This window comes from Blautia sp. MSJ-36 (assembly GCF_018917985.1).
Lineage (GTDB): Bacteria > Bacillota > Clostridia > Lachnospirales > Lachnospiraceae > Blautia_A.
In genome coordinates this window covers 31,696-57,565 of record NZ_JAHLPQ010000011.1, presented here as the reverse complement: position 1 = coordinate 57,565, position 25,870 = coordinate 31,696, and the positions used below count along the sequence as shown (strand labels likewise).

22 protein-coding genes are annotated in these 25,870 nt (G+C 44.8%); 17 read left to right on the top strand and 5 right to left on the bottom strand.

Annotation, left to right across the window (positions count from 1 at the left end):
- Positions 1-32 precede the first annotated feature (32 nt).
- Both KQI39_RS09710 and KQI39_RS09705 read left to right on the top strand, forming a co-directional pair.
- Positions 33-1,787, top strand: coding sequence for a hypothetical protein (locus KQI39_RS09710; RefSeq protein WP_216418088.1), 1,755 nt, complete (start codon positions 33-35; stop codon positions 1,785-1,787).
- A gap of 100 nt (positions 1,788-1,887) precedes the next feature.
- Positions 1,888-2,871 (top strand): AraC family transcriptional regulator, encoded by a 984-nt coding sequence (locus KQI39_RS09705; protein ID WP_173761843.1) that lies wholly within the window; start codon positions 1,888-1,890, stop codon positions 2,869-2,871.
- 17 nt (positions 2,872-2,888) lie between these two features.
- Here the strand turns inward: KQI39_RS09705 and KQI39_RS09700 are convergent, their stop codons facing one another.
- The gene (locus tag KQI39_RS09700; RefSeq protein ID WP_215707570.1) at positions 2,889-3,566 is read right to left on the bottom strand and encodes a GTP pyrophosphokinase; all 678 of its coding nucleotides are present in this window, start codon (positions 3,564-3,566) and stop codon (positions 2,889-2,891) included.
- A gap of 562 nt (positions 3,567-4,128) precedes the next feature.
- Between KQI39_RS09700 and trpE the strand changes: the two genes are divergently transcribed.
- The 8 genes from trpE to KQI39_RS09660 all read left to right on the top strand — a co-directional run bounded on the left by trpE (position 4,129) and on the right by KQI39_RS09660 (position 12,934).
- Entirely contained in the window at positions 4,129-5,616 is a 1,488-nt protein-coding gene (gene trpE, locus KQI39_RS09695; protein WP_216418086.1) for an anthranilate synthase component I, read from the top strand.
- On the top strand, positions 5,613-6,191 hold the full coding sequence (locus KQI39_RS09690; protein ID WP_173761846.1) for an anthranilate synthase component II: 579 nt from the start codon (positions 5,613-5,615) through the stop codon (positions 6,189-6,191). Before trpE ends, KQI39_RS09690 begins: the two co-directional genes overlap by 4 nt.
- Positions 6,192-6,204: 13 nt before the next feature.
- The gene (gene trpD / locus KQI39_RS09685; protein ID WP_174095564.1) at positions 6,205-7,218 is read left to right on the top strand and encodes an anthranilate phosphoribosyltransferase; all 1,014 of its coding nucleotides are present in this window, start codon (positions 6,205-6,207) and stop codon (positions 7,216-7,218) included.
- Positions 7,215-8,009: an indole-3-glycerol phosphate synthase TrpC gene (gene trpC / locus KQI39_RS09680; RefSeq protein WP_216418084.1), complete on the top strand. Its 795-nt coding sequence runs from the start codon at positions 7,215-7,217 to the stop codon at positions 8,007-8,009. The genes trpD and trpC overlap by 4 nt, the downstream gene beginning before the upstream one ends.
- Positions 8,006-8,698, top strand: a complete 693-nt coding sequence (locus tag KQI39_RS09675) for a phosphoribosylanthranilate isomerase (protein WP_216418082.1) — start codon at positions 8,006-8,008, stop codon at positions 8,696-8,698. The genes trpC and KQI39_RS09675 overlap by 4 nt, the downstream gene beginning before the upstream one ends.
- A 1-nt stretch (position 8,699) precedes the next feature.
- Positions 8,700-9,884, top strand: coding sequence for a tryptophan synthase subunit beta (trpB, locus tag KQI39_RS09670; protein WP_148444925.1), 1,185 nt, complete (start codon positions 8,700-8,702; stop codon positions 9,882-9,884).
- Positions 9,877-10,647: a tryptophan synthase subunit alpha gene (trpA, locus tag KQI39_RS09665; protein WP_216418080.1), complete on the top strand. Its 771-nt coding sequence runs from the start codon at positions 9,877-9,879 to the stop codon at positions 10,645-10,647. The genes trpB and trpA overlap by 8 nt, the downstream gene beginning before the upstream one ends.
- Positions 10,648-10,846: 199 nt before the next feature.
- A complete protein-coding gene (locus tag KQI39_RS09660) occupies positions 10,847-12,934 on the top strand; it encodes a hypothetical protein (protein WP_216418078.1) in 2,088 nt (695 codons plus the stop codon).
- A gap of 94 nt (positions 12,935-13,028) precedes the next feature.
- Here the strand turns inward: KQI39_RS09660 and KQI39_RS09655 are convergent, their stop codons facing one another.
- On the bottom strand, positions 13,029-13,874 hold the full coding sequence (locus tag KQI39_RS09655) for a hypothetical protein (protein ID WP_216418076.1): 846 nt from the start codon (positions 13,872-13,874) through the stop codon (positions 13,029-13,031).
- A 226-nt stretch (positions 13,875-14,100) separates the two neighbouring features.
- Between KQI39_RS09655 and KQI39_RS09650 the strand changes: the two genes are divergently transcribed.
- From KQI39_RS09650 to KQI39_RS09640, 3 genes are read left to right on the top strand one after another with little or no spacing between them, the layout of a single operon-like run.
- Complete coding sequence (locus KQI39_RS09650; RefSeq protein ID WP_216418074.1) at positions 14,101-14,958, top strand: hypothetical protein; 858 nt, start codon at positions 14,101-14,103, stop codon at positions 14,956-14,958.
- A 46-nt stretch (positions 14,959-15,004) separates the two neighbouring features.
- Positions 15,005-15,409 carry a hypothetical protein gene (locus tag KQI39_RS09645; protein ID WP_216418072.1) on the top strand — a complete coding sequence of 135 codons (405 nt, stop codon included), beginning with the start codon at positions 15,005-15,007 and terminating at the stop codon, positions 15,407-15,409.
- Between the two features lie 44 nt (positions 15,410-15,453).
- Positions 15,454-16,194, top strand: coding sequence for a hypothetical protein (locus KQI39_RS09640; protein ID WP_216418071.1), 741 nt, complete (start codon positions 15,454-15,456; stop codon positions 16,192-16,194).
- A gap of 116 nt (positions 16,195-16,310) precedes the next feature.
- Here the strand turns inward: KQI39_RS09640 and KQI39_RS09635 are convergent, their stop codons facing one another.
- The gene (locus KQI39_RS09635; protein WP_216418069.1) at positions 16,311-17,690 is read right to left on the bottom strand and encodes an aldehyde dehydrogenase; all 1,380 of its coding nucleotides are present in this window, start codon (positions 17,688-17,690) and stop codon (positions 16,311-16,313) included.
- A 37-nt stretch (positions 17,691-17,727) separates the two neighbouring features.
- Positions 17,728-18,942, bottom strand: a complete 1,215-nt coding sequence (locus KQI39_RS09630; protein WP_216418067.1) for an iron-containing alcohol dehydrogenase — start codon at positions 18,940-18,942, stop codon at positions 17,728-17,730.
- A gap of 205 nt (positions 18,943-19,147) precedes the next feature.
- Here KQI39_RS09630 and KQI39_RS09625 point away from each other — a divergent pair, with 205 nt between their 5' ends.
- Positions 19,148-20,068: an AraC family transcriptional regulator gene (locus KQI39_RS09625; RefSeq protein WP_216418065.1), complete on the top strand. Its 921-nt coding sequence runs from the start codon at positions 19,148-19,150 to the stop codon at positions 20,066-20,068.
- Positions 20,069-20,206: 138 nt separating this feature from the next.
- Entirely contained in the window at positions 20,207-22,474 is a 2,268-nt protein-coding gene (gene glgP, locus KQI39_RS09620; protein WP_216418063.1) for a glycogen/starch/alpha-glucan family phosphorylase, read from the top strand.
- A 118-nt stretch (positions 22,475-22,592) separates the two neighbouring features.
- Here glgP and nudC read toward each other — a convergent pair whose 3' ends face one another.
- Entirely contained in the window at positions 22,593-23,429 is an 837-nt protein-coding gene (gene nudC / locus KQI39_RS09615; protein ID WP_173761860.1) for an NAD(+) diphosphatase, read from the bottom strand.
- A 237-nt stretch (positions 23,430-23,666) separates the two neighbouring features.
- Between nudC and KQI39_RS09610 the strand changes: the two genes are divergently transcribed.
- Both KQI39_RS09610 and KQI39_RS09605 read left to right on the top strand, forming a co-directional pair.
- Complete coding sequence (locus KQI39_RS09610) at positions 23,667-24,392, top strand: TraX family protein (RefSeq protein ID WP_253293138.1); 726 nt, start codon at positions 23,667-23,669, stop codon at positions 24,390-24,392.
- A gap of 234 nt (positions 24,393-24,626) precedes the next feature.
- The gene (locus tag KQI39_RS09605) at positions 24,627-25,865 is read left to right on the top strand and encodes an ammonium transporter (protein ID WP_216418062.1); all 1,239 of its coding nucleotides are present in this window, start codon (positions 24,627-24,629) and stop codon (positions 25,863-25,865) included.
- The last annotated feature ends 5 nt before the right edge of the window (positions 25,866-25,870 follow it).

The following is a 25,870-nucleotide window of genomic DNA, read 5'->3' as shown; positions in this document are numbered from 1 at the left end:
CGCCATCCGCTAAAGCAAGGAGAGGAGGAGCAATGTTTAAGAAATGGGCTGGCTGGAAGAAAGTTGCTGCCTGCCTGATGGGCGCTGCACTGCTTATGCAGGGCGGAAGCGTTGCCATGGGTGCGACAGAAACAGCTAAATATTCTTCCACAAAAGCAGAAAAGAGCAGTGTAAAGAAAGCCGCTGCGAAAGATGAAAAAGAAGAAGATTCTACAGATGAGGAAGATTCTGCAGAGGATGAGGATTCCACAGAGGATACAGATTCCGCAGATACAGAAGATTCCGCGGACGCAGAAGATTCCACAGAGGATACAGATTCCGCAGATGCAGAAGATTCTACAGAGGATGAAGATTCCACAGATGCAGAGGATTCTACAGAGGATGAAGATTCCACAGATGCAGAGGACTCTACAGAGGATGAAGATTCCACAGATGAGGATCAGAAAGCAGACAGAGTAGAGGATAATGATGCAGATGCACAGGATGCAGAAGGTAAAGAAGCAGATCCGCAGTCTTTAGGTTTAAGCACAACTGGAAGTGTAGATCATATCGATATCGGAGCACTTACATCTGCAACACTGAAAGTTGGTGATAAGACTATCACACAGCCGGTAATTTTGACATTTGAGGATATTGCAAATGCATCCATTTCCGGTGATGCAGGCTTTTCAGCAGACCAGTCTTCCCTCAGCGGAAGTGTTGGTGTCAGCGGAATGGCACAGATCCGTGTTCCTGGAAATTATCCGGTTGGAACTAAGGAAGCACCAGCTGTTTATAGTGTAAGTGTAACTAAGGATGTTACATTTGTTGACCCGGATACAGGCGCAACTTATGTAAGAACTATTACATTCTCTACATCCTTTACATACTGGGATTGGACAAATGACTGTCCGAACCTTGGATTCAGAGTTAACTGGGCAGCAGGATATGTAATTCCTTGCTCAGGTATGGATATTGTACTGGGATGTGGATATGATGAGATTCCGGCTCCGGAGCCAAGTGTGAGCCCAGAGCCAAGCGTAAGTCCTGAGCCAAGTGTGAGTCCAGATCCAAGCGTAAGCCCAGACCCGAGTGTAAGTCCGGATCCAAGCGTAAGCCCAGACCCAAGTGTGAGCCCGGATCCAAGCGTAAGCCCAGACCCGAGTGTAAGCCCGGATCCAAGCGTAAGCCCAGACCCGAGTGTAAGCCCGGATCCAAGCGTAAGCCCAGACCCAAGTGTGAGCCCGGATCCAAGTGTAAGCCCAGACCCAAGTGTAAGCCCGGATCCAAGCGTAAGCCCAGACCCGAGTGTGAGCCCGGATCCAAGTGTAAGCCCAGACCCAAGTGTAAGCCCGGATCCAAGCGTAAGCCCAGACCCGAGTGTGAGCCCGGATCCAAGTGTGAGCCCAGACCCGAGTGTGAGCCCGGACCCAAGTGTGAGCCCGGACCCGAGTGTAAGTCCGGACCCATCTGTAGAGCCGACAGACACACCAGAGCCAACAGATACACCGGTACCAATGAACCCAACAGGAACAGCAACACCAACTCCAACAGGAACAGCAACACCGGTACCTGGAACAACCAATAACGGATCCAATGGCGGTAATGGAACTACCACAAATGGAACAACCAATAACGGAACAACTACAAACACAACTTCCAATAACACAACATCCACATCATCTTCAGATGCGGTAAAGACAGCAGATAATTCTCATATCGCTGGTTATGGAATGCTGGTTGTATTTGCACTGTTAGATGCTGCATTAGCATTCTTTGCACTGCGTTTAAGACGTCGTGACGACTAATTCACAGGCAGGAAGCATATAAGAACTGAATTACAGACAGGAGATTGCATTTTGTGATCTCCTGTTTTGCTATAGAGAAAAGCAGCGATGGAGGTGCGTTATGCAGCAGGCATTACTGGATCAGCTGAGAAAAATAACCGAAGAAGAGCGAAAAATCCTGGATGGGGAAGCGGAGGTAGATAAAGATCTCTATACATCCGGAAGAGATTTTACCGTAGACAGTGGGAAGATGCTGAAAGAAGGCAGACTGATTGCGGTGCGTACCCATACCCGTTTTGTGCATTTCCCGGCGCACAGGCATAATTTTGTGGAAGTGCTGTATGTGTGCGAGGGATCGCTGACCAATATCATCGATGGAAAAAAAGTTGTGGTGAATAAAGGGGAGCTGCTTTTTCTCAACCAGTTTACGAAACATGAGATCCTGAAAGCGGGACAGAATGATATTGCCATCAATTTTATGGTGTTGCCGGAGTTTTTTGATGTGGCCTATTCCATGACAGGGAATGACAACATGCTGGCAGATTTTCTGGTGAATGTATTGCGCCAGGATGAAGAGCGGGGTGAATATCTCCACTTTAAGGTCGCGGAAGTCATGCAGATCCAGAACCTTCTGGAAAATATCATCTATTCTCTTGTAAATGGCGAAGAAAACCGGGAACGGATCAACCAGACCACCATGGGCCTGATCTTTATGTATCTGGTGGAATCCGTACAGTATGTGGAGATGCGCCTTCCCAATCAGTACGAAAATATGATCTCCATGACAACACTGGACTATATTGAGCAGAAGTACCGGACAGCTACCCTTACGGAGCTGTGCACCAGGCTTCATCTGCCTATGCATGTGCTCAGCAAGATGATCAAAAAGACCACAGGATTTAATTTCAAGGAACTTCTTCAGAGAAAACGCCTGAATAAGGCAGTAGAGCTGATGTGTGAGACGGACCTTCCCATCAGTGATATTATTGCAGCTGTAGGGTATGAGAATAACAGTTATTTTCACAGAGTGTTTAAAGAACATTATCATATGACACCGCGGGCGTTCCGGGTAAAGAACAGTGAAAAAGAGCAGGTAAGATTATAATCTTACCTGCTTTAACTTTAGATATCATGGAACCGTCCGATTTTATCTTTGATTCGCTGCATTTCATTATCCATATCAATGACAGCGCGGGCACAGTTCAGAAGCTCGCTGCTGACTTCCTCGTAACCATCCATTTCTTCAATATCCTGTTTATATCGGAGCTGATGTTCCAGTGTAGCCCAGAAATCCATTCCATTGGTACGGATCTGGATCTCCGCGCGCATGGGCGTTTTTCCTTTTGAGAAGAATACCGGGATCTCTACGATCATGTGATAGCTACGGTAACCGTTTGGTTTGGGATTTTTGATGTAGTCTTTTACTTTGATGACGGTGATATCGTCCTGCTTGGCAATAAGGTCTGCAATGGTGTAGATATCATCAATAAAAGCACAGACAACACGGATACCGGCTACGTCATTGAGCTGATCCTGGATATTCTCGGCAGTAAAATCATATCCCAGTTTCTTCAGCTTCTTGTAGATGCTTTCCGGTTTTTTGATCCTGGTCTTGATAAAAGAAATCGGGTTACGCTTATATTCTACGGAGAACTCATCATTGAGAACTTCCAGTTTGGTACGGACCTCACGGACAGTACAGCGGTACATCATCATCAGATCATTAAATTTTGCAGAATTTTTGATAAAAACCTGTGGATCTGGGGTATCCAGCCAGGCGTTTGCATTTTTTTCAGTCATGGTATTTCTTGTAAAACTCCCTTCTTAGGTAGGTTTTGTGATAATCACACTGTCATAATTATAGAATAAAATGACATTTTTTTCAACTTTTGTATTGACATATTAAAAATCCTGTGCTATTTTATATAAAAAATTTAATCGAGTAAACCACTAAACCGTTGAAGCGGAGATAAAGGTATTCATGCGCGCACAGAGAGTCCGGGAGGGTGAGAGCCGGGCCGAGAAGCAGTTTACCAAATGGACCGCAGAGGTCACAGGGAAAGGTGTTATGGATACCGAGTATTCTGTGACGTGAGGGCATACGTCAGTTGCCGGGAATATGCAGGTATTCCGCTAAGTGCACGGATCGAACCGTGAATCAGGGTGGCACCGCGGGTGATTTTGAATTTGACGCTCGTCCCTGGCAGAACCAGATTCTGCCGGAGACGGGCGTTTTTTGAATTCCAATTTTTTCAAAACTGGAATGCATGAACAAGTAGTGAATGTGGATCGCGAATTTTCCGTATCGTACCGTTCCAACGTCTCCGGCACAGGAATGAAAAAAACTCAGGAGGGCCTGTATATGTATCCAACATTAGAAAAACTCAAAAGTATCGCACAGTCAGGCGAATACCGGCGTATCCCCGTATGCCACGAGCTGTATTCCGACCGCTATACACCCGTAGAAGTCATGAGAACCTTACGCACAGCCAGCAGACATTGCTATCTTCTGGAAAGTGCCAGTCAGACAGAGGTTTGGGGACGTTATTCCTTCCTGGGATATGAACCATCCATGGAGATCACCTGTACGGACGGAAAGCTCCAGATAAGAAGAATCCATGAAGACGGAACCGAGGAAAAAACCGTGCAGCAGGTAAAACATCCGGGAGATGCTATCCGGGAGATCCTGAAAGAGTACAAAAGCCCGGTACTGGAAAATATGCCAACATTCACCGGCGGTCTGGTAGGATATTTTTCCTATGATTACATCAAGTACAGTGAGCCGAAGCTGAAGCTTGCCGATGAGACCGTACAGGATTTCCGGGATATGGACCTGATGCTTTTTAACCAGGTAATCGCTTTTGATCATTACAGACAGAAGGTACTTCTGATCACCGGTGTGATGACGGATGACCTGGAAAATTCCTACCGGAAAGCCGAAGAGAAGTTAAAAGAGATGGCAGATCTGATCCGAAACGGAAAACAGGATGAGTTTCCGTCCCTGAAACTGAAATCTTCCATTGAGCCACAGTTCCCAAAAGAAAAATACTGTGAGATGGTAGAAACCGCAAGACATTACATCCGCGAGGGAGATATTTTCCAGGTGGTTCTTTCCAACCCCATGCGGGCAAAAGTTGAAGGAAGCCTGTTTGATACTTATCGCGTTCTCAGAGCTACAAATCCTTCTCCGTATATGTTTTATTTTTCCAGCGATGATATTGAGATCGCAGGAGCATCCCCGGAAACACTGGCCAAGCTTACCGGAACGGAATTGAGCACCTTCCCGTTAGCCGGAACTAGACCAAGAGGCAAGACAAAAGAAGAAGACCTGACATTGGAAAAAGGCCTTCTCTCTGATGAAAAAGAACGTGCCGAGCACAACATGCTTGTAGATCTTGGAAGAAATGATATCGGAAAGATCAGCAAGATCGGAACTGTAAAAGTAGAAAAATATATGTGCATCGAGCGTTTTTCCCATGTTATGCATATCGGTTCCACAGTTACCGGACAGATCCGGGATGACAAAGATGCGGTGGATGCAGTAGATGCCATCCTTCCGGCAGGAACCCTTTCCGGAGCACCGAAGTTCCGTGCCTGCCAGATCATCCAGGAACTGGAACAGAGCAAACGAGGTATTTACGGCGGCGCCATCGGATATCTGGATTTCGCCGGAAACCTGGACACCTGCATTGCCATCCGCCTGGTTTATAAAAAGAACGGCGAGATCTGCATCCGGTCCGGAGCCGGAATCGTGGCAGACAGTGTTCCGGAAAACGAATTCCAGGAATGCTGCAACAAGGCAAGAGCCGTTGTACAGGCAATCGAAACTGCACAGGAGGGACTGGAATGATAGTACTGATCGATAATTATGATAGCTTTTCCTATAATGTTTACCAGCTGATCGGTTCTGTGGAACCGGATATCAAGGTCGTAAGAAATGATGAAGTGACCATCGAAGAGCTGGAGGCCATGAAGCCGGAAGCCCTGATCCTTTCCCCGGGCCCGGGACGTCCGGAAGATGCAGGGATCTGCATTGAATCCATAAAATATTTCAAAGACAAACTGCCGATCCTGGGCATCTGCCTTGGACATCAGTCCATCTGTGAAGCATTTGGAGGAACCGTCTCCTATGCAAAAGAGTTGATGCACGGCAAGCAGAAGGAAATCCATAAAGTTGGTGAGAGTCAGATGTTTGAGGGCCTGCCGGAAACTTTCCTGGCAGCAAGATATCACTCACTGGCAGCAATCCGGGATACATTACCGGAAGAACTGGTTGTCACCGCAGAGTCTGAGGACGGCGAGGTGATGGCACTGGAACATAAAAAATATCCGATTTTCGGATTACAGTTTCATCCGGAATCGGTTATGACACCAGATGGAAAAACGATGATCGAGAATTTTATAAAAGTTGTCAGAGAGAAATAAGGAGGAAACCACAATGATCAAAGAAGCAATCATTAAACTTTCAAAAAAACAGGACCTTACATATGATGAAGCAGAAGCCGTAATGAATGAGATCATGGACGGAGCGGCAACACCGGTACAGATGGCATCCTACCTTACCGCACTTTCCATGAAAGGCGAAACCATTGATGAGATCACAGCATCCGCAGCAGGTATGCGTGCACACTGCATCAAACTTCTCCACGACATGGATGTTCTGGAAATCGTGGGAACCGGCGGTGACGGAGCAAACTCCTTCAATATTTCCACAACTTCTTCTCTTGTAATCGCGGCAGGCGGCGTGCCGGTTGCAAAACACGGAAACCGTGCAGCATCCTCCAAGAGCGGAGCCGCAGATGTTCTGGAAGCCCTTGGCGTAAAGATCACCATCCCACCGGAAAAAAGCGCTGAGATCCTGAAAAAGATCAACATCTGCTTCCTGTTCGCACAGAATTATCACATTGCCATGAAATATGTGGCACCGATCCGAAAAGAGCTGGGAATCCGTACAGTATTCAATATCCTCGGACCATTAAGCAACCCGGCAGGCGCAAACATGGAGCTGATGGGAGTATTCGATCAGTCTCTGGTAGAGCCGCTGGCGCAGGTTATGATGAAACTTGGCGTGAACCGTGGAATGGTTGTTTTTGGACAGGACAGTCTGGATGAGATTTCCATGAGCGCCCCGACTTCCGTATGCGAGATCAAGGACGGATGGTTCCAGTCCTACGAGATCACACCGGAGCAGTTCGGTTACACACGCTGCAGCAAAGAGGAACTTGCAGGTGGCACACCGGAAGAAAACGCAGAGATCACAAAAGCCATTGTAAACGGAACCGAAAAAGGACCGAAGCGTCAGGCTGTATGCATGAATGCAGGTGCCGCACTTTATATCGCAGGAAAAGCAGAGAGCCTGGAAGCCGGCGTGAAGATGGCCGAAAATCTGATCGACAGCGGAGCTGCAGCAGCCAAACTTCGGGAATTTGTGGAGGAGACAAACAAAGAATGAGTGAAAAAAACATTCTGGAAGAAATCGCAGAAAAGACAAGAGAACGTATCCGGAAGGAAAAACTTCAGCTTCCTCTGGAACAGCTGAAAGCTCTGGCAGAAAAAGCACCGCAGCAGCCCTCTTTTCTGGAAGCTCTGAAAAAGCCGGGCATGTCCTACATCTGCGAAGTAAAAAAAGCGTCCCCTTCCAAGGGACTGATCGCACCGGATTTTCCATATGTGGAAATTGCGAAAGAATACGAGGCAGCAGGCGCATCCGCAATCTCCTGTCTTACAGAACCTTTTTATTTCATGGGAAGGGATACTTATCTTCGTGAGATCACAGAAACGGTGGATATCCCGGTTCTCAGAAAGGACTTTACGGTGGATAAGTACATGATCTATCAGGCAAAAGCCTTTGGTGCATCGGCAGTGCTTCTGATCTGTGCCATTCTGGATGATCAGGAACTCCTGGAATACCGGGAGCTGGCAGAATCTCTGGGAATGGATGCACTGGTGGAAGCTCACGATGAGGAAGAAGTGGCAAGAGCACTGAAAGCCGGAGCGAAGATCGTCGGTGTAAATAACCGTGATCTGAAAACCTTTAAAGTTGATATGAATAACAGCATCCGTCTTCGAAACCTGGCACCGGACAATGTGGTATTTGTTTCTGAAAGTGGCATCAAAAATGCCGGAGACATTGCCATCCTGGAAAGAAACCGGGTAGGCGCCGTTCTGATCGGTGAAACCCTGATGCGAAGCCCGGATAAAAAAGCAGCGCTGGAAGAGTTAAATGGCGGAGCACTGAGATGAAGACAGAAGAGAACAATACCATACGACAGGGAAGAGGCTGCGCTGATCGGAAACAGCAGGAGAAACCGGTCAGAACCAGGATCAAGATCTGCGGCCTTACCCGCCTGGAGGACATTCAGGCAGTTAATGAAGCGAAACCAGACTTCTGTGGATTCATTGTAGAATTTCCAAAAAGCAGAAGAAACGTCACAGCAGCTCAGTTACGAACTCTCCGGGAAAAGCTGGATGAGAGTATTTTGCCGGTAGGCGTATTCGTCAATGCACCGGTGGAACTTCCCGCACAGCTTTTAAATGAAGGAACCATTGCCCTGGCACAGCTTCACGGACAGGAAGACGAAGCGTATATCAGACAGCTTAAGACTATGACAGACCAGCTTCTGATAAAAGCTTTTTCCATAAAAACAGAAGAAGATGTAAAGAGTGCGATCCGCTCGGAAGCAGATTACATTCTTCTGGATCAGGGAGCCGGAGGCACCGGAGAGACCTTTGACTGGAATCTGGTACCGGCCATAAAGCGTCCCTGGTTTCTGGCCGGAGGCCTGGGATGTGACAATCTGGAAACAGCTATAAAAATGCTTCATCCCTGGGCAGCAGACTTAAGCAGCAGCGTAGAAACCGACGGTCACAAAGACCCGGATAAAATAGCAAAAGCGGTACAGACCGTGAGGAACATAAAGGAGGATTTTTAATATGTCAAAAGGAAGATTCGGCATCCACGGCGGACAGTACATCCCGGAAACACTGATGAACGCCGTTTTGGAGCTTGAGGAAGCATACAACCATTACAAAAACGATCCGGAATTTAACCGGGAGCTCACAGAGCTTCTCAATGAATATGCAGGAAGACCGTCTCGTCTTTACTATGCGGCACACATGACCGAGGATCTTGGCGGAGCCAAAATCTATCTGAAACGTGAGGATCTGAACCACACAGGCGCACACAAGATCAACAATGTATTAGGTCAGGTGCTTCTGGCAAAAAAAATGGGCAAGACCCGTGTCATTGCAGAGACCGGCGCAGGTCAGCACGGCGTGGCAACTGCAACCGCAGCAGCACTGATGGGCATGGAGTGTGAGGTTTTCATGGGAAAAGAAGACACCGAGCGTCAGGCCCTGAATGTATACAAAATGCGTCTCCTCGGTGCAAAAGTCCATGCAGTTACAAGCGGAACCGCAACTTTAAAAGACGCCGTTTCCGAGACCATGCGTGAGTGGACAAACCGTATTGCAGATACCCACTATGTACTGGGATCTGTTATGGGACCACACCCGTTCCCAACTATCGTCCGTGATTTCCAGGCAGTCATTTCCAAGGAGATCAAAGAACAGATGCTGGAAAAAGAAGGCAGGCTTCCGGATGTTGTCCTGGCCTGCGTAGGCGGCGGCTCCAACGCCATCGGAACTTTCTACAATTTCATTGAGGACAAAGATGTCCGCCTGATCGGCTGTGAGGCCGCAGGCCGTGGTGTCAATACCGCAGAGACTGCAGCAACCATCGCAACCGGCCGTCTTGGAATTTTCCATGGCATGAAATCCTATTTCTGCCAGGATGAATACGGACAGATCGCACCGGTATACTCCATCTCCGCAGGTCTGGATTACCCGGGGGTAGGACCGGAGCATGCACACCTTTACGATATCGGAAGAGCAGAATATGTGCCGGTAACTGATGACGAGGCAGTAGATGCATTTGAGTATCTTTCCAGAACAGAAGGAATTATTCCGGCAATTGAAAGTGCTCATGCAGTAGCCTATGCGAAAAAGATCGCACCAACACTTGGAAAAGACAAGATCATGGTAGTTACCATTTCAGGACGTGGAGATAAAGACTGTGCGGCAATCGCCCGTTACAGAGGGGAGGATATTCATGAGTAGAATCACAGAAGCATTTGCAAACGGAAAGGCATTCATTCCTTTTTTAACCTGCGGAGATCCGTCACTGGAGGTTACCGAGCAGCTGGTATACGCAATGGAAGAAGCAGGGGCAGACCTGATCGAACTTGGAATCCCGTTTTCAGATCCTACTGCAGAGGGACCGGTGATTCAGGCAGCCAACATCCGGGCACTGTCCGGTGGCGTTACCACAGATAAAGTTTTTGCAATGGTAGAAAAAATACGTAAAAACACAACAATTCCAATGGTATTTATGACCTATGCCAACGTAGTATTTTCCTACGGAACCGAGCGCTTTATCAAAAAAGCAGCAGAAGTTGGAATGGACGGATTGATTCTTCCGGACGTTCCCTTCGAGGAAAAAGAAGAGTTCGACGTTGTCTGCAAACAGTACGGCCTGGATCTGATTTCCCTGATTGCACCGACTTCCCATGAGCGGATCGCCATGATCGCAAAAGAGGCAGAAGGGTTTGTATACTGCGTATCATCCATGGGTGTTACCGGAATGCGTACCAACATCACAACGGATATCGGAGCCATGGTAAAACTGGTAAAATCCCAGAAAGATATTCCATGTGCGGTAGGATTCGGAATCTCTACCCCGGAGCAGGCAAAAAAAATGGCCGATCAGTCTGACGGAGCCATTGTTGGTTCGGCCATCGTAAAACTCTGCGGAACATACGGCAAAGATTGTGTGCCGAAGGTAAAGGCGTATGTGAAAGAGATGAAGGATGCATTAAGATAATTTATCTGTTACGGACACATATATAGTTGAAGAAAAAATCTGTTTTACTGAGAGATCATGTAGAACAGATTTTTTTGTATTCAGGATTGTAGAGGAAAATTATAAGATATCTTGCTGAGTGCACAAAGAATCTTGTGAATATTTGACAATGATGGTATAATTTGCACAAGACATATCTGAAAAAAGGAGGATTTTGCGAATGAAGAAGAAAAGATTAAAACAGTTTGCTTCTGTAGTGCTGACACTTACGCTTGCTGTTCAGCCTGTTATTGCCGGCGCGCAGGAGCTGGATGTTCCGGCAGAAAATTTCGACAGTGCGGAAGTTTTTGCAGATGCGAAAGAGGAAGAAACAGAACCGGCTGCTACAGAAACGGAAAACGACAGCGAAGAGGAAAATTTGGAAATTGTGGGAGAACAGCCAGATCTGGAAAATCCGGAGAGTGAAGTGGAAGAGATAGACATTACCGATGATTTTTCAGATTCGGAAACGGATGAGATGCAGCGGGAATCTTCACAGCAGATTGAACTGGAAGAGCAGGAATTTACAACGGATGCGGCAGGAACCAGTATATCCGGGAATAACACGACAGCAGATACAGCATCGGTTATCAGTGTGAATGCAACCTATACAGATTATATAAAAAGTTATGATGATGTCAGCTGGTATAAATTCCGGATATCGAATCCAGGATATATTTCATTTAAATTTACCCATGATTATGTGGATTCTTCAGGAAATTACTGGGAGGCATATCTTTATGACATGGATAAATCCTGTTTAAACAGTTATGATTACCGTGGCACAGAGACATCGGTCACAGGAGGAAACATCGGCGTTCCGGCAGGTACTTATTATATAAAAGTAAAAAAAGGCGGAAGTGGATATAAAGACGTTAATTATAACATAAAAGTAAATTATACTTCATCCAGTATCTGGGAAAAAGAGTTCAACGATACCTATTCTTCACCAAATGTTATGACTCTGGATACCAATAAAACATATTACGGAAGCATAATGAAATATTCGGATGTAGACTGGTATAAATTTAAAATATCAAGTCCGGGATATATTTCACTGAAATTTGGCCATGATTATGTGGAAGAATCGGGAAATTACTGGGAAGCATACTTGTATAACCCGGAAATGAACTGTCTGAATTACTATTATTATCAGGGAAATAACACTTCAGCTACCGGGGAAAATATTGGTGTTCCGGCAGGTACTTATTATATAAAAGTACAAAAAGGTGGAAGTGGGTATAAAGAAGTAAACTATAATGTGAAAATAAACTATACTGCATCAGGTGTCTGGGAAAAAGAGTTTAATGATGACTACAATTCCGCAAATACGATCAGCATCAATAAAACATATTATGGAAGCATAATGAAATATTCGGATGTGGACTGGTATAAATTTAAAGTATCAAAAACAGATTCTGTTTCATTAAAATTTACTCATAAATATATGGAATCAAATGGATACTACTGGTGTGTCGATCTGTACAATTCAAGTTTTTCGAAGCTGAAGACTTATGATTTGAGAGGAACTGATTCCTCGAAAACCATGCCAAAGATCCGTCTTTCATCAGGAACCTATTATCTGAAGGTAGCGAAAGACGGAAGTGGTTATTCTAGTGTAGATTACACAATTAAAATAAATCCGTCTCATACGCATGCTTATAAAAATGTTATTACAAAAGCAACTCCGAAAGCCAACGGAAAGATCGTAAAGACTTGTTCCTGCGGCGCCACTAACGGAACGACAGTTCTTTATGCGGCGAACAAAATTTCACTGTCTCCGTCAAGTTGTACATACAATGGAAAAGTACGAAAACCATCTGTAGTTGTAAAGGGAAGCAATGGTGCGGCAATCAATTCCTCTTATTACACGGTAAGTTACCCATCCGGCAGAAAAAATGTCGGAAGTTATGGGATAAAAGTAACTTTTAAAGGCAGCTACTATCAGGGATCTGTTACCAAAACGTTTGTAATTAAACCGGCTGCAACATCCATTGCAGCAATTGCATTTGTATCAAAAGGATTTCGGGTAAGATGGAAAGAACAGTCTGTACAAACAACAGGATATCAGATTCAGTATTCAAGAAATTCCAATTTTTCCAATGGAACAACTGTATCTGTCAAAAATAACAAGAAGACAGTAGAAACTTGTAAGCGGCTGACTGGCAGCAAAAAGTATTACGTCCGGGTCAGAACATATAAGGAACTTAATGGAAAAACATACTATTCTGCATGGTCTGCGGCTAAGACTGTTACGACTAAGAAGTAGAAGGGAACATTATTTATAAATGAAAAGAATGCTGTTCTATCATCAAATGAAATGATGGGACGGCATTCTTTTTGTTTTCTCATATACTCATATATTATTTGTTTTCCAAATTCCGGATCATAAGGTTAATGATCGCAACAGATTCTTCCGGTGTGTAATAAACATCCGGGTCCATATTTGTCAGGAAATCCTGAAAAATCTGAAGGATAAACGGTTCAGTGATCGCAAAGCATATATGCTCTCCGGCATTTGTCTGATAGGTAAGAGAACACGTATTTCCACAAAGAGCCATTCGAAGATTTTCAGACAGATGATTCAGAGGTTTTTTCAGGATCCGATAAATACCATTCTGACAACACTGCGCTATTTCATGAAGAATACGGATACGTTGTTTCACAGTCAGAGGATGGTAAAACGTGGAGGGGATTTCTTCGAATAATCCATCCTGCAGAAAGCGTGTTATACCATATTCTGTAAAGTATATGATAAATTTTTCATCTTTGATCCGTTGCATATTATCGATAAATAAAGTATCCGCCATAGAGATAACAGCATCTGCTCCGGGAATATTGTAATTAAAGATCTCTTCCAGCAGATCTCTTCGCAGAAATGGTAAAATACATGCCTCAGGTTGAATGAAAATTGATACATCGGCAGAAGCCCTTGTGTTTGCAACAAACTGGAAAAGGGACGGAAGATCATCTGCAACGATGGGAAAAGTCTGGGATACAGGCTGGCAGAGATCCTGATGGGAGTGGAAAAGATTCCACAATGCCTGTAAAATTTCCGAATCCTGATATAAAATGCCCATCTGATAATCGGAAGAACACGTAATTGCATATTCCGAAGTCAGAATCATATAAGGCAGGGAAGAGAGGTTTTTGAAATGCGAAATCTCGTTTGTGTAAAAGCAATGGATACGGTAATCCAGTTTATTCATAGAATGAAAAACTTTGTTTCAGGTGTATTTACATGTCTCTCAAAAAAAGCGGCACTGCTGCTTTGCGTAGTCCGTGTTACGGTGGTACTTGTCAGTGCGATCATTTTTGTAACCGCAAAAACAGCATTCGCTTATAAAAAAAAGTAAAACCCGGCTCTTCCGCCCCATCTGTTAAGCTATAGACACTTCAAAAAACACCAACACGATTAAGAGAGGGAGGAAACAAATGAACAGAAAAGCACTTTTATTATATTTAAGGGATTTAAGGGATTTGGAATTCGCAAGAAGAAAAATTGCGGCGATATATGAAAAAGAAGAATACAAAACAAAAAGAACTCTGGAACAGCTGGGAACCGCGAACCTCAGAGGCGGTGAAAAAACGGATGTGGGATCTTTTGTTAAAGTCCTGATTGCAGCGGGAGTACTTGGAGTTGGAGCTTATTTTTTTCAGTGGTGCGGAAGAATAGACGATAATTTCTTTCTGAATATGGTGTCAAAATTATTATGGGGTATATGTATTTTTTCAGTGGCGGTAGGGATTATCGCATTTATAAAAGATATATCCGCTACAAGTGCAATAAAAAACAGTAACAATGCAGAGAGAAGGAGAGTAAATAATAATCAGGGAACAATCCAGAATATTCAGAAAAACTGGAAATTAAGACAGATATATCTGCAAAAAGAATATGACAAAGTATTAAAACTCCAGAAAGAATATTACAATATGAATATTCTTGCAATGCAGTACAGAAATTTACCGGCGCTGATTTACATATATCAGTACATGTCAACTTCAAAAGCTAGCCTGGAAGTTGTGTTACTGCACACTCATATGGAAGATGGAATTCGCCGGATTGAAAGTAAACTGAACGAAATAATCGCACAGAACGAACAGATCATTTTCGCACAGCATATTGCAGAGTCACAGAATGAAAAGATAATCGCACAGAATGAAAATATGCTAAATTCACTGAGTGAGATAGAAAAAAATACCGGCGATGCCGCATACTATTCCAGAATGGCAGAAAATTATGGAAGAACAGTTGCATATTTTGAAACTGCAAGGTATCTGGAAGGCAGATAGAAAATGGATGTTTTGTGAAAATACTTATAATCAGGAGAAGAGAGATATGAAGAAAACACAGATTTTTGCGGGAATTTTATGTTTGGGTATTACAGCGACACTGATGACAGGATGTGGAAAAAGCGAGACTGTTGTTTCGGATAAGGAAGATGACTGCATAGTTGTTGAACTTCCAGATGATTATGGAGTCAGAGATATTTTTAACATCGTATCCAGTACGGAGATTTCTGTGAGTGCGATCGGTGATCCGACAGTGGCACAGTTTTATATGATTGGAAAACTGGAAGATGGGGGTAGTGTAGTATGGAGGTCTAAGGAAGAACAGACTTTCGTGTACACGGAAAAAGAAGTGAAAGGTGTGGAAGTCAGCCATTATGGCAATGAGCTGAGAGATAAAACTCCGATATCTCTGGAGGAATTTGATGAGATATGTGAGAGTAAAGAAGGATGAAGATCAAAAAACACTAACATGATTAGGAAAGGGAGGAAACACAAATGTTTATTATAGTGGATTTGGGAGCACTTATAATATTTCTGGCAATATTGGGAATTGGCTTGGGGTATACGATCATCAGTAATATAGGACCTATATTATTTATGATTACGGCCATAATCGCATTTTTTGGTGGAGGCTACATATTTTTTTCCGGATTTACGAAGAAAACAATATCACACAAAATAGCAACCTGTGTAAAAGGTTTAATGATCATGACCATTTTTATGTATGTATTACTTATGATTGATTCTGCGGCCTGGGGAGATAATCTCTCAAAAGGAAGTTATATAGTAATAGGACATTTTGATTTTCTGATGAAAAATATATTTTTTACATCATTAATTGTTGGTCTTGTTTTGATTGAGGTTGCGTTAATACCTGGACAGATAAAAGTACTAGCAGATATTACAAGCAAAAAGGGAGAAGCAATTTTGAATATCATTTCAATTTTTCTGGTAATTGCAATCTATGTTGCTACATTTCAGATTACCGTAAAAGACAATTTTAATAACAACATAGGATTTTTTGCGGAGTTAAATAATCCAAAATACGAAGTAATGCAGAATGTTGATATAAGAAATGATGATCTTCTCTTTGTAAAAACAGGAAGTTTTAAAGTCGGCACAAAATTATATAGTCATGGTAGCAGCATGGAGTACAAAGATACTGAATATGTAGAAGTTACAGATGGAAAACAATTGGGTTATGTACGGGCCGAGGCTTTGAAAACGTTATATTAAAAAAGTAAAAGCCGGTTCATTTCTCTCAGCGGGTAATCTGTAGTTACTTCAGAAAATACTAAAAGGCGGGAGGAAAAAAAGAGGACGATGCAGATATCATCGTCCTCTGTCTGTATCTACCGCATAAACATCCTCACCATCTTCTCATAAACCTTCCGATACTTCTGATACCGCATGGGAAGATCAATCCAGGTTTTCTTGTCCACAATACTCTTATAATGCGAAAATGTCCGGAAGCCGTCGATGCCGTGGTAGGAGCCCATGCCGCTTTCGCCGAAGCCGCCGAAGCCCATATTGCTGGTGGCCAGATGGATGAGGACATCGTTGATGCAGCCTCCGCCGAAACCGCACCGGGAAGTTACTTCCCGGGCGGTTTTTTCGTCGCTGGTGAAGAGGTAGAGGGCCAGTGGATGAGCCATGGAGTTGATCTTTGCTACGGCACTTCCGAGAGAGTCGTAGGTGAGGATCGGAAGTACCGGGCCGAAGATCTCCTGCTGCATGACCGGATCGTCGAAGGTTACGTTATCAAGAACCGTGGGTTCGATCTGAAGTGTTTCACGGCTGGAACCGCCGCCACAGACGGTTTTGGCAGGATCGATCAGGCTGTTGATACGGTCGAAATGTTTTTCGTTGATGATTTTTCCGTAATCCCGGTTTTTCAGAGGTTCTTTGCCATACTGGCGGCTGATCTGGCGGCGGAGTTCTGCTACCAGGGCGTCTTTGATCTCAGGGTCGCAGTAAATATAGTCCGGAGCCACGCAGGTCTGTCCGCAGTTTAAGAATTTACCGAATACGATACGTTTGGCTGCAAGACGGAGATTGGCGGTTTTATCCACGATGCAGGGGCTTTTTCCTCCAAGCTCCAGTGTGACCGGGGTGAGGTATTCCGATGCTTTCCGCATGACTTCCTTTCCTACAGCCTGGCTTCCGGTGAAAAAGATGTAATCGAAGTGCAGACTGAGAAGATGGGTATTTTCCGCGCGGCCGCCGGTAACAACCGATACATATTTAGGGTCAAAACACTCATGGATCAGAAGGCGGATCACTTCGCTGGTTGCTGGAGAGTAAGCGCTTGGTTTCAGGATGGCGGTGTTTCCGGCTGCAATGGCATCCACCAGTGGTTCTATGGTGAGAAGGAACGGATAGTTCCATGGACTCATGATGAGAACCACTCCGTATGGAGATGGCTTGCGGAAACTGCGGGAATGGAACTGTGCCAGCGGAGTGGGAACAGTTTCTTCTTTTGTGTAGGAGCGGATATGTTTCAGCATATGTGTGATCTCGGAGAGCACCAGTCCAGTCTCGCACATATAGCTCTCGAAATTGCTTTTTCCCAGGTCTTTTCGGAGAGCCGCATGGATTTGTGCTTCGTGTTTCTGGATGGAGGCATGGAGGCGTTTCAGGGCGCTGATACGAAAATCGAGATTTAAAGTTGCACCGGAATAGAAGTACTGGCGCTGTTTTTCCAGAAGCTGGGTGATCTGTTCTTTTTCCATGGAATGATAGTCCTTTCTTATAAAATAGGATGCATGATCAGCGGTTACCAGCCGGCGGCATCAGTCTGTAATACAAAGTTTCCAGTTCGCTGGCATCCATCAGCACAGGAACAGGGTACAGAGGATTGGCCTCTTTGTCTGCATAATGGGAAAGCTCCGGGATATCGGTTTCCTGGATTTCCGGAATATAATCTCCAATGCCGAAACGCTTTTTCATGTCTTTTACCGCGTCAATGAACATCCGGGCAGCAGTTTTATCATCCTCCTGTTTGTCGCAGAGCCCTGCGGCCAGAGAAAGGTTACGGAGTTTATGGGTGATGCTGTCACCGTAGGTTTCCAGAACCATAGGCAGGATCACGGCATTGGCAAGTCCATGAGGAACGTTATATTTTCCACCGAGGGAATGGGCAACTGCGTGGACATATCCCACATAGGATTTTGTGAAAGCGCAGCCTGCAAAATAGGAAGCGCGGAGCATATTTCGTCTTGCCTCAATATTATTGCCGTCTGTGTAGGCGGTATCCAGATTTTCAAAGATCAGCTGGACTGCATCCAGGGCGTTTTTCCGTGTGCCTGGTGTGGTGGAATTTCCAATGTAGGCTTCCACTGCATGGGTTAAGGCGTCCATTCCGGTAGTGGCGGTGATAAACGGCGGAAGGCTTAAGGTAACCTTCGGATCAAGAACTGCATACCGTGGGATCAGCGGAAAATCGTTGATGGCGTATTTATGGCGTGTTTTTGCATCGGTGATCACTGCTGCAAGTGTGGTCTCACTTCCGGTTCCTGCAGTTGTGGGGATGGCGATGAGAAGAGGAAGCTTTTTGTGGACCTTCAGGATTCCCTTCATCTGTGCCAGAGACTGGTGCGGTTTGGCAATGCGGGCTGCGGTAGCTTTTGCACAGTCCATGCTGGAACCGCCGCCGAAACCGATAATTGCCTGGCAGTCATTGTCCAGATACATATGAAGGGCTTCGTCTACATTGACGGTTGTGGGATTGGCTACGGTTTTGTCGTAGATCTGGTAGGAAATGCAGTTTCGTCTCAGAGTCTGCTCCAGGCGTTCGGTAAGGCCAAGACTTCGGATGCCTGCGTCTGTGATAATAAGCACGTTGTTATAACCTCTTTTTTCCAGAACTTCCGGGATACCTCTGACGCTTCCGATGATCTTCGGATTGCGGTAAGGCAGCAGAGGAAGGGCGAATTTAAAGACATTCTGAAAAATACGGCAGTAAGCTTTTTTTAATGGATTCATGGTGTTTATCGTTCCTTTTATAATCAAATTATTTTATTCTAAATATTATATATAGCAGTTGGGAGGGGAAAAGTCAAGATTGAGGTTGATAGCTGCCGCTTTTGTCAGTCATAAAAAGGAAAAGGAGAAAATATAATATTGTCATGGCTGGAAATATCCGTTAGACTAAGAGCAGTCGAACAAAACTTGACTCACGGAGGAAACCATGCCAGGAACAGATATATCCGAAAAAAATCCTCTTCACGTATCCGAAGTGGATGATAATTTAAAAGAATTAAGCCCCCACGGCTCCTTTGAGCTGCCGGTGGAGACGTACACGGGGGACTGTGAGATCTTCCATGCGCTGTATGACCACTGGCACAGTGAGATGGAGATCATGTATATTGAGAAAGGCAGCGGTTTTGCCAGACTGAACCGGGAGAGTATCCGGTTGAAAAAGGGAGATATCCTGATCGTAAACTGCGGGGTTCTTCACAGTATGCGGACAGATTTAAACAATCCTCTCTATTATAAAAGTGTGGTGTTTGGCCTGGGATTTTTGGCCGGGCAGCCGGGAGATATCTGCCAGGAATGTGTGGTCTCCCCTCTGATGGAAAACAGGGCAGAATTCTGTCATCATATAGAAGAAGGCGATTCCGGGTATGAGAAGCTTAAAGAGATTTTTATGGAGATCCATACCTGCCATACAGAGAAGAAACCGTACTTTTATGTGAAGCTCAAAATGCTGTTCTTTGATTTCTTTTATGAGATGCTGACAAAGCACTATATCATTCCGGTAAGCACAGAGCAGAATAAAAGCCTTGCGGCAGTGAAGGAAGTTCTGGATCATATCAGCCTTCATTACCAGGAAAACCTTACAGTTTCGGAACTTTCCGGGCTGTCCAATTACAGTGAATATTATTTTATGAAGCTTTTCCGCCAGTATACGGGAAAAACTCTGGTGGAATATATCAATGATTTCCGTATGGAGAAGGCGAAATATCTTCTTACCCATTCGGACGCACCGGTGACGGAGATCGCCATGAACGTGGGATTTAACAGTACAAGCTATTTTATCAAGAAATTTCAGCAGGCCAATGAGGTTTCTCCACATAGGTACAGAAAGAGCATGCGGCAGTCAGTCTGACAAATATTTTGTATATCATGACAGGATTGTTATATTTTTGCATTGCATCACATGATATCCTAATATCATCAAAAACAAAGCAAACAACCTTGTAAAAACACATTTCATCCCATAAAGATCCATGAAAGGAGATCAAAAATGGAAACATTAAGCAAAGTATTCGAAGACAAATATAACAAAAATGTAAAAGACTGTACAAACGAGGAAATCTATCACGGACTTCTCTCCTGGACAAAGGAGCAGCTGAAAGGCCGCGGATATCAGGAAGGAAAAAAGAAGATTTATTATATTTCCGCAGAGTTCCTTATTGGTAAACTTCTCTCCAACAACCTGATCAATCTCGGTGTTTATGACGAAGTTTCCAAATATCTCAAAGAAAACGGAAAAGAGCTTTCCATGATCGAGGAGATCGAGCCGGAGCCATCTCTTGGAAACGGCGGCCTTGGCCGTCTGGCAGCCTGCTTCCTGGATTCCATCGCAACTCTGGGACTTCCGGGAGAGGGAATTGGACTTAATTATCACCTTGGACTTTTCAAACAGGAGTTCAAAGATCATCTTCAGTTTGAGACACCGAACCCTTGGATCCAGCCGGAGAGTTGGCTTACAGATGCAGGCGTTTCCTATTACGTGCCGTTTAAGGGCTTTATGCTGAAATCCACACTGTATGATATTGATGTTGCAGGCTATGAGAACAAAGCGATCAAGCTTCGCCTTTTTGATATTGATATTGCAGATGAGAGCATTGTAGGCGAGGGAATCTCTTTTAATAAGAAGGATCTGCTCCACAACCTGACACTGTTCCTTTATCCGGATGACAGCGATGATGCAGGAAGAAAGCTTCGTATCTATCAGCAGTACTTCATGGTAAGCAATGCGGCACAGCTGATCCTGGATGAGGCAACAGCAAAAGGCTGCAATCTTCATGACCTTGCCGATTACGCAGTGATCCAGATCAACGATACACATCCGAGTATGGTAATTCCGGAGCTTATCCGTCTCCTCACAGAGCGTGGAATCGAGTTCGAGGAGGCATGCGAGATCGTATCTCATGTATGCGCTTATACCAACCATACCATCCTTGCAGAGGCACTTGAGAAATGGCCAATCTCCTATCTTGAGGAGGTTGTTCCGCATCTGATGCCGATCATCCGCAAACTGGACGAGCGTATCAAAGCAAAATATCCGCAGGAAAATCTTGCCATCATCGACAAGAACGACCTGGTCCACATGGCACATATGGACATCCACTACGGATTTTCCATCAACGGTGTTGCATCCCTTCATACCGATATCCTGAAGGAGACAGAGCTTCATCAGTTCTATGAGATCTATCCGGAGAAATTCAATAACAAGACAAACGGAATCACCTTCCGCAGATGGCTCCTTCACTGCAACCATCCGCTGACAGAGTACATCACCTCCATGATCGGTGACGGCTTCCGCAAGGATTCCTTTGAGCTTGACAAGATGCTTGGCTTCAAGGGAAATCAGGACGTTCTTGCAAATATCCTTAAGATCAAGCAGGATGCAAAGAAGAGATGTGCGGAGTTTATCAAAGCTAATACAGGTGAGGAGATCAACACACACAGTGTTTATGATATCCAGATCAAACGTCTTCATGAGTACAAACGTCAGCAGCTGAACGCACTTTATATCATCGACCGTTACCTGAAGATCAAGGCAGGTGAGAAGCCGCAGCGCCCGGTAACCTTTATCTTTGGTGCAAAGGCAGCTCCTGCATACGTTATCGCAAAGGATATTATCCACCTGCTCCTCTGCTTACAGGAGCTTATCAACAATGATCCGGAGGTTTCCCCGTACATGAAGGTTGTTATGGTGGAAAACTACAACGTAAGTGCAGCAGAGAAGCTGATCCCTGCCTGCGATATCTCCGAGCAGATATCTCTTGCTTCCAAAGAGGCCAGCGGAACAGGAAATATGAAGTTCATGCTCAATGGTGCTGTAACACTGGGAACCATGGATGGTGCAAATGTGGAGATCAGCCAGCTGGTAGGTAAGGATAACATCTATATCTTTGGTGAGTCCAGTGAGCAGGTTATCGAACACTATGAAAAGGCTGACTACTGCTCCAGAGATTTCTATGAGAAAGACGAGCGCATTCGTCGTGCAGTAGACTTTATCGTAGGAAACGAGCTTCTTTCCATTGGAAGTGAGGAGCATTTAAGAAGATTGCATCATGAGATCGTAAGCAAAGACTGGTTCATGACTCTTCTTGACTTCGAGGATTATGCGAAGGTGAAAGATCAGGCATTGTCCGATTATGAGGACAGAACCGCATGGGCAGAAAAAATGCTTGTAAACATCGGAAAAGCAGGATACTTCTCTTCAGACAGAACGATTGAGGAGTACAACAGAGATATCTGGCATCTGACAGCTGAGAAATAAAACGGTCTCAGCCAGGGTGTTCCGGCGTGTATGTGAAATAGAAAAATAGAGAAACACCGGCATTCAGCGTAAGTTGCTGAATGACCGGTGTTTTTTATGAAAGCAGATAAGGGCTGCTTCAGGCTTTTCCATGCTTAAACGCCATCATCATTTCCTTGGTAAGGCTGATATTGTCGCCCTCATCAGGAATATCTTCCCGGTTAAACCAGGAGGCCATGGAAAGTTCGTTGTGGTCTACAGTGAGAGTATCGTCACCGTCCAGATCGCAGTAGAAGCCGAACAGAAGAGTTCCGGAGAAGGACCATGGCTGGCTCTTGTAGTAACGGAGATTTTTGACTTTTACGCCGATTTCTTCCATAACTTCACGGTGAACGGTCTCCTCGATGGTCTCACCAATCTCTGCAAAGCCTGCGATCATGGCGTAGCGGGTGTGGTTGCGGCCTTCATATTTGGAAAGGATTAGCTTGTCACCATTGGTAACACCCACGATTACAGCCGGGGAAAGTACCGGATATTCTCCGTTTCCGCAGGCTGGGCAGATCATCTTACGCTCTGCCTTATCATGTACCATCGGTTTGCCGCAACAGCCGCAGAAACGGCGTTTGCTGTACCACTGGAAAAGCTGGTATCCGGTGATTCCCGCAAATGCCAGATACTGTGGTTCAGCTGTACGGAGTACGCGGGTGATCTCAAACTGATAATCCGGCAGAAGACTGGTATCCAGATCCGGGATCAGGTAAAAATGTTCCTCGTCAACAGAGAAGAGATAGATATAATTTTCATACAGATTCCCGACTTTTCCCTCCAGCTCACCAAAGCTTGGAAGAGTCATGGTCTCGCCGTCTTTTTTCATAAGGATCTTACCCTCTTCATAGGCGAGGATGTGGCTTGATTTATCCGGAGCCACAGGTTTGTATTCGTTGTGATAGGTATGCGGTGCGATATCCTGGATCATGATCGATAATTCCTTTCCGAAGTTATTGTTTTTCAGTGTTTTCTGATAAGTTTTGCCGTATAAAATACAGCACGCTTTCTACAGTATAAGCTTACCGATGAAAAAAGGCAACCTTCCTTTTCTTAAGAGAAAAATCTGATAAAGTTTATGAAAATTGTGTAAATCCCATTGCCTGAGATCAAGAGAGAAGTGTAAGATAAGAGTATTACATAACGCACAGAAGGAGAACCTAACATTATGCCAACAACAGAAAAGCCGGGCCTGACCCGGGATGCCATTAAGTATCTGGCGATTTTTACCATGCTTTTGAACCATATTGCCAAAGTACTTCTGCCGGAAAAAACAATTCTCTGGGAAGTACTGGTGGATATTGGTTATTTTACAGCCATCACCATGTGTTATTTCCTTGTGGAAGGTTTCTATTATACCCATTCCAGAAGAAAATATGGCGAAAGACTTCTGATCTTTGCCGGAATCTCTCAGGTTCCCTATATGATGGCTTTCGGATTTTCCCAGCTGAATATGATTTTTACATTGTTTATCTGTTTTATGATCCTGGTGATTCAGGAAAAAATGATGGCAAGTCCATGGAGAGTTCCGCTATTGATCCTGCTTCTTTTACTGTCCGTTTTTTCGGACTGGGCGATTCTGGCGCCGGTTTTTACCATCTGGTTTTACGCAGGCTGGGGGAACCGGAAAAAGATGATAACCGCTTATGGAGTCGGTGCGATTCTTTTTGTGCTGTTTAATTACGGCTCCTATGCAGAAAAAATGGCGTCTGGCCCGGCGATGGTCCATGCATTGCTGTCTGCAGTTGGAATTGTAGTGTCGGGAATTATTATCCTGAACTTCTATAATGGAAAAAAATCCGAGAAAGCACCGAAGTTTTCCAAGTGGTTTTTCTATATTTTTTATCCGGCCCATCTGCTGATCTTAAGTATAGTCCGGATTATGGTACAGTAAGAAATAAGATAAAATTTTCTCAACATTTATAACCGGATAGATTGCCGAAAATAAACGCCATATCCACATAAAACATAGTAATTCTGTAAGAAAACAGAAAAATAACGGAAAAACTCTTGAAAACCGAAAAATTATCTGCTATGCTAACTGACATGACAAAGGCGTCTGGAAATTAAGTTTCCAGGCGCTTTTTGCGTTGCAGAAATAAGTGAGGGAATCGAGGAGGAAAGGATTATGAATGCAGGAGATACTGGCTTTATGCTGATCTGTACAGCCTTTGTGTTCTTTATGACACCTGGGCTTGCGTTTTTCTACGGAGGACTGGTCCGCAGAAAAAATGTGGTAAATACCATGATGGCCTGTGGGGCGATCATGGGACTGTCTGTTGTTATGTGGACATTGTTTGGATATTCGCTGGCATTTGGTGGAAACCATGGCGGGATCATCGGAGATCTGAGATGGTTTGCGCTGAACGGTGTAGGCTGGGAGCCGGGACCTTATGCGGATACGATCCCACATCTGGTATTTGTGGCGTTCCAGATGATGTTTGCCATGATCACACCGGCGCTGATCACCGGTGCCGTAGTTGGAAGAATGCGTTTTAAGGCACTGTTTTTCTTTGTTGCGATCTGGTCTTTGATTGTGTATTATCCGATGGCACATATGGTCTGGGGAGACGGCGGATTTTTGGCAGCCATCGGTTCTGTGGATTTTGCAGGTGGAAACGTGGTACATATCAGTTCTGGTGTCAGTGCGCTGGTTCTTGCCATTTATCTGGGACAGAGACGTGGCTATGCAAAAGCAACCTATCGTACACACAACATTCCATTTGTATTTCTCGGAGCAGCCATGTTGTGGTTTGGCTGGTTTGGATTTAATGCAGGAAGTGCCCTGAAAGCAGACGGTCTTGCAGCGCATGCTTTTATGACCAGCAGTATTTCTTCTGCCTGTGCACTTCTGACCTGGATGCTGATTGAGGTGATCCGTGAGGGAAAACCGACGCTGGTGGGTGCCTCCACAGGTCTTGTAATTGGTCTGGTAGCGATCACACCGGGGGCTGGTTTTGGACCGGTGTGGGCATCCTTTATCATTGGAATCCTGGTAAGCCCGATCTGTTACTTTACGGTGATCCTTCTGAAACAGAAACTGAAGATTGACGATGCGCTGGATGCTTTTGGCTGCCATGGTATCGGTGGTATCTGGGGCGGAATCGCCACAGGACTTTTCGGAAAATCTTCTGTTAATTCCGTTGCAAAATGGGATGGCCTGGTGTTTGGCGATTACCGGCTGTTTCTGGCACAGGTCTTAAGTATTGTGATTACCATTGCGGTTGCTATTGTGGGAACTCTGATCTGTATCGGAATCGTGCGGATCTTTACACCCCTTCGTGTAGATCCGAAGGAAGAACTGGTTGGTCTGGATGCAACCCAGCATGGCGAGAATGCATATCCGTCATTCAATGGATTTGACTGATCATA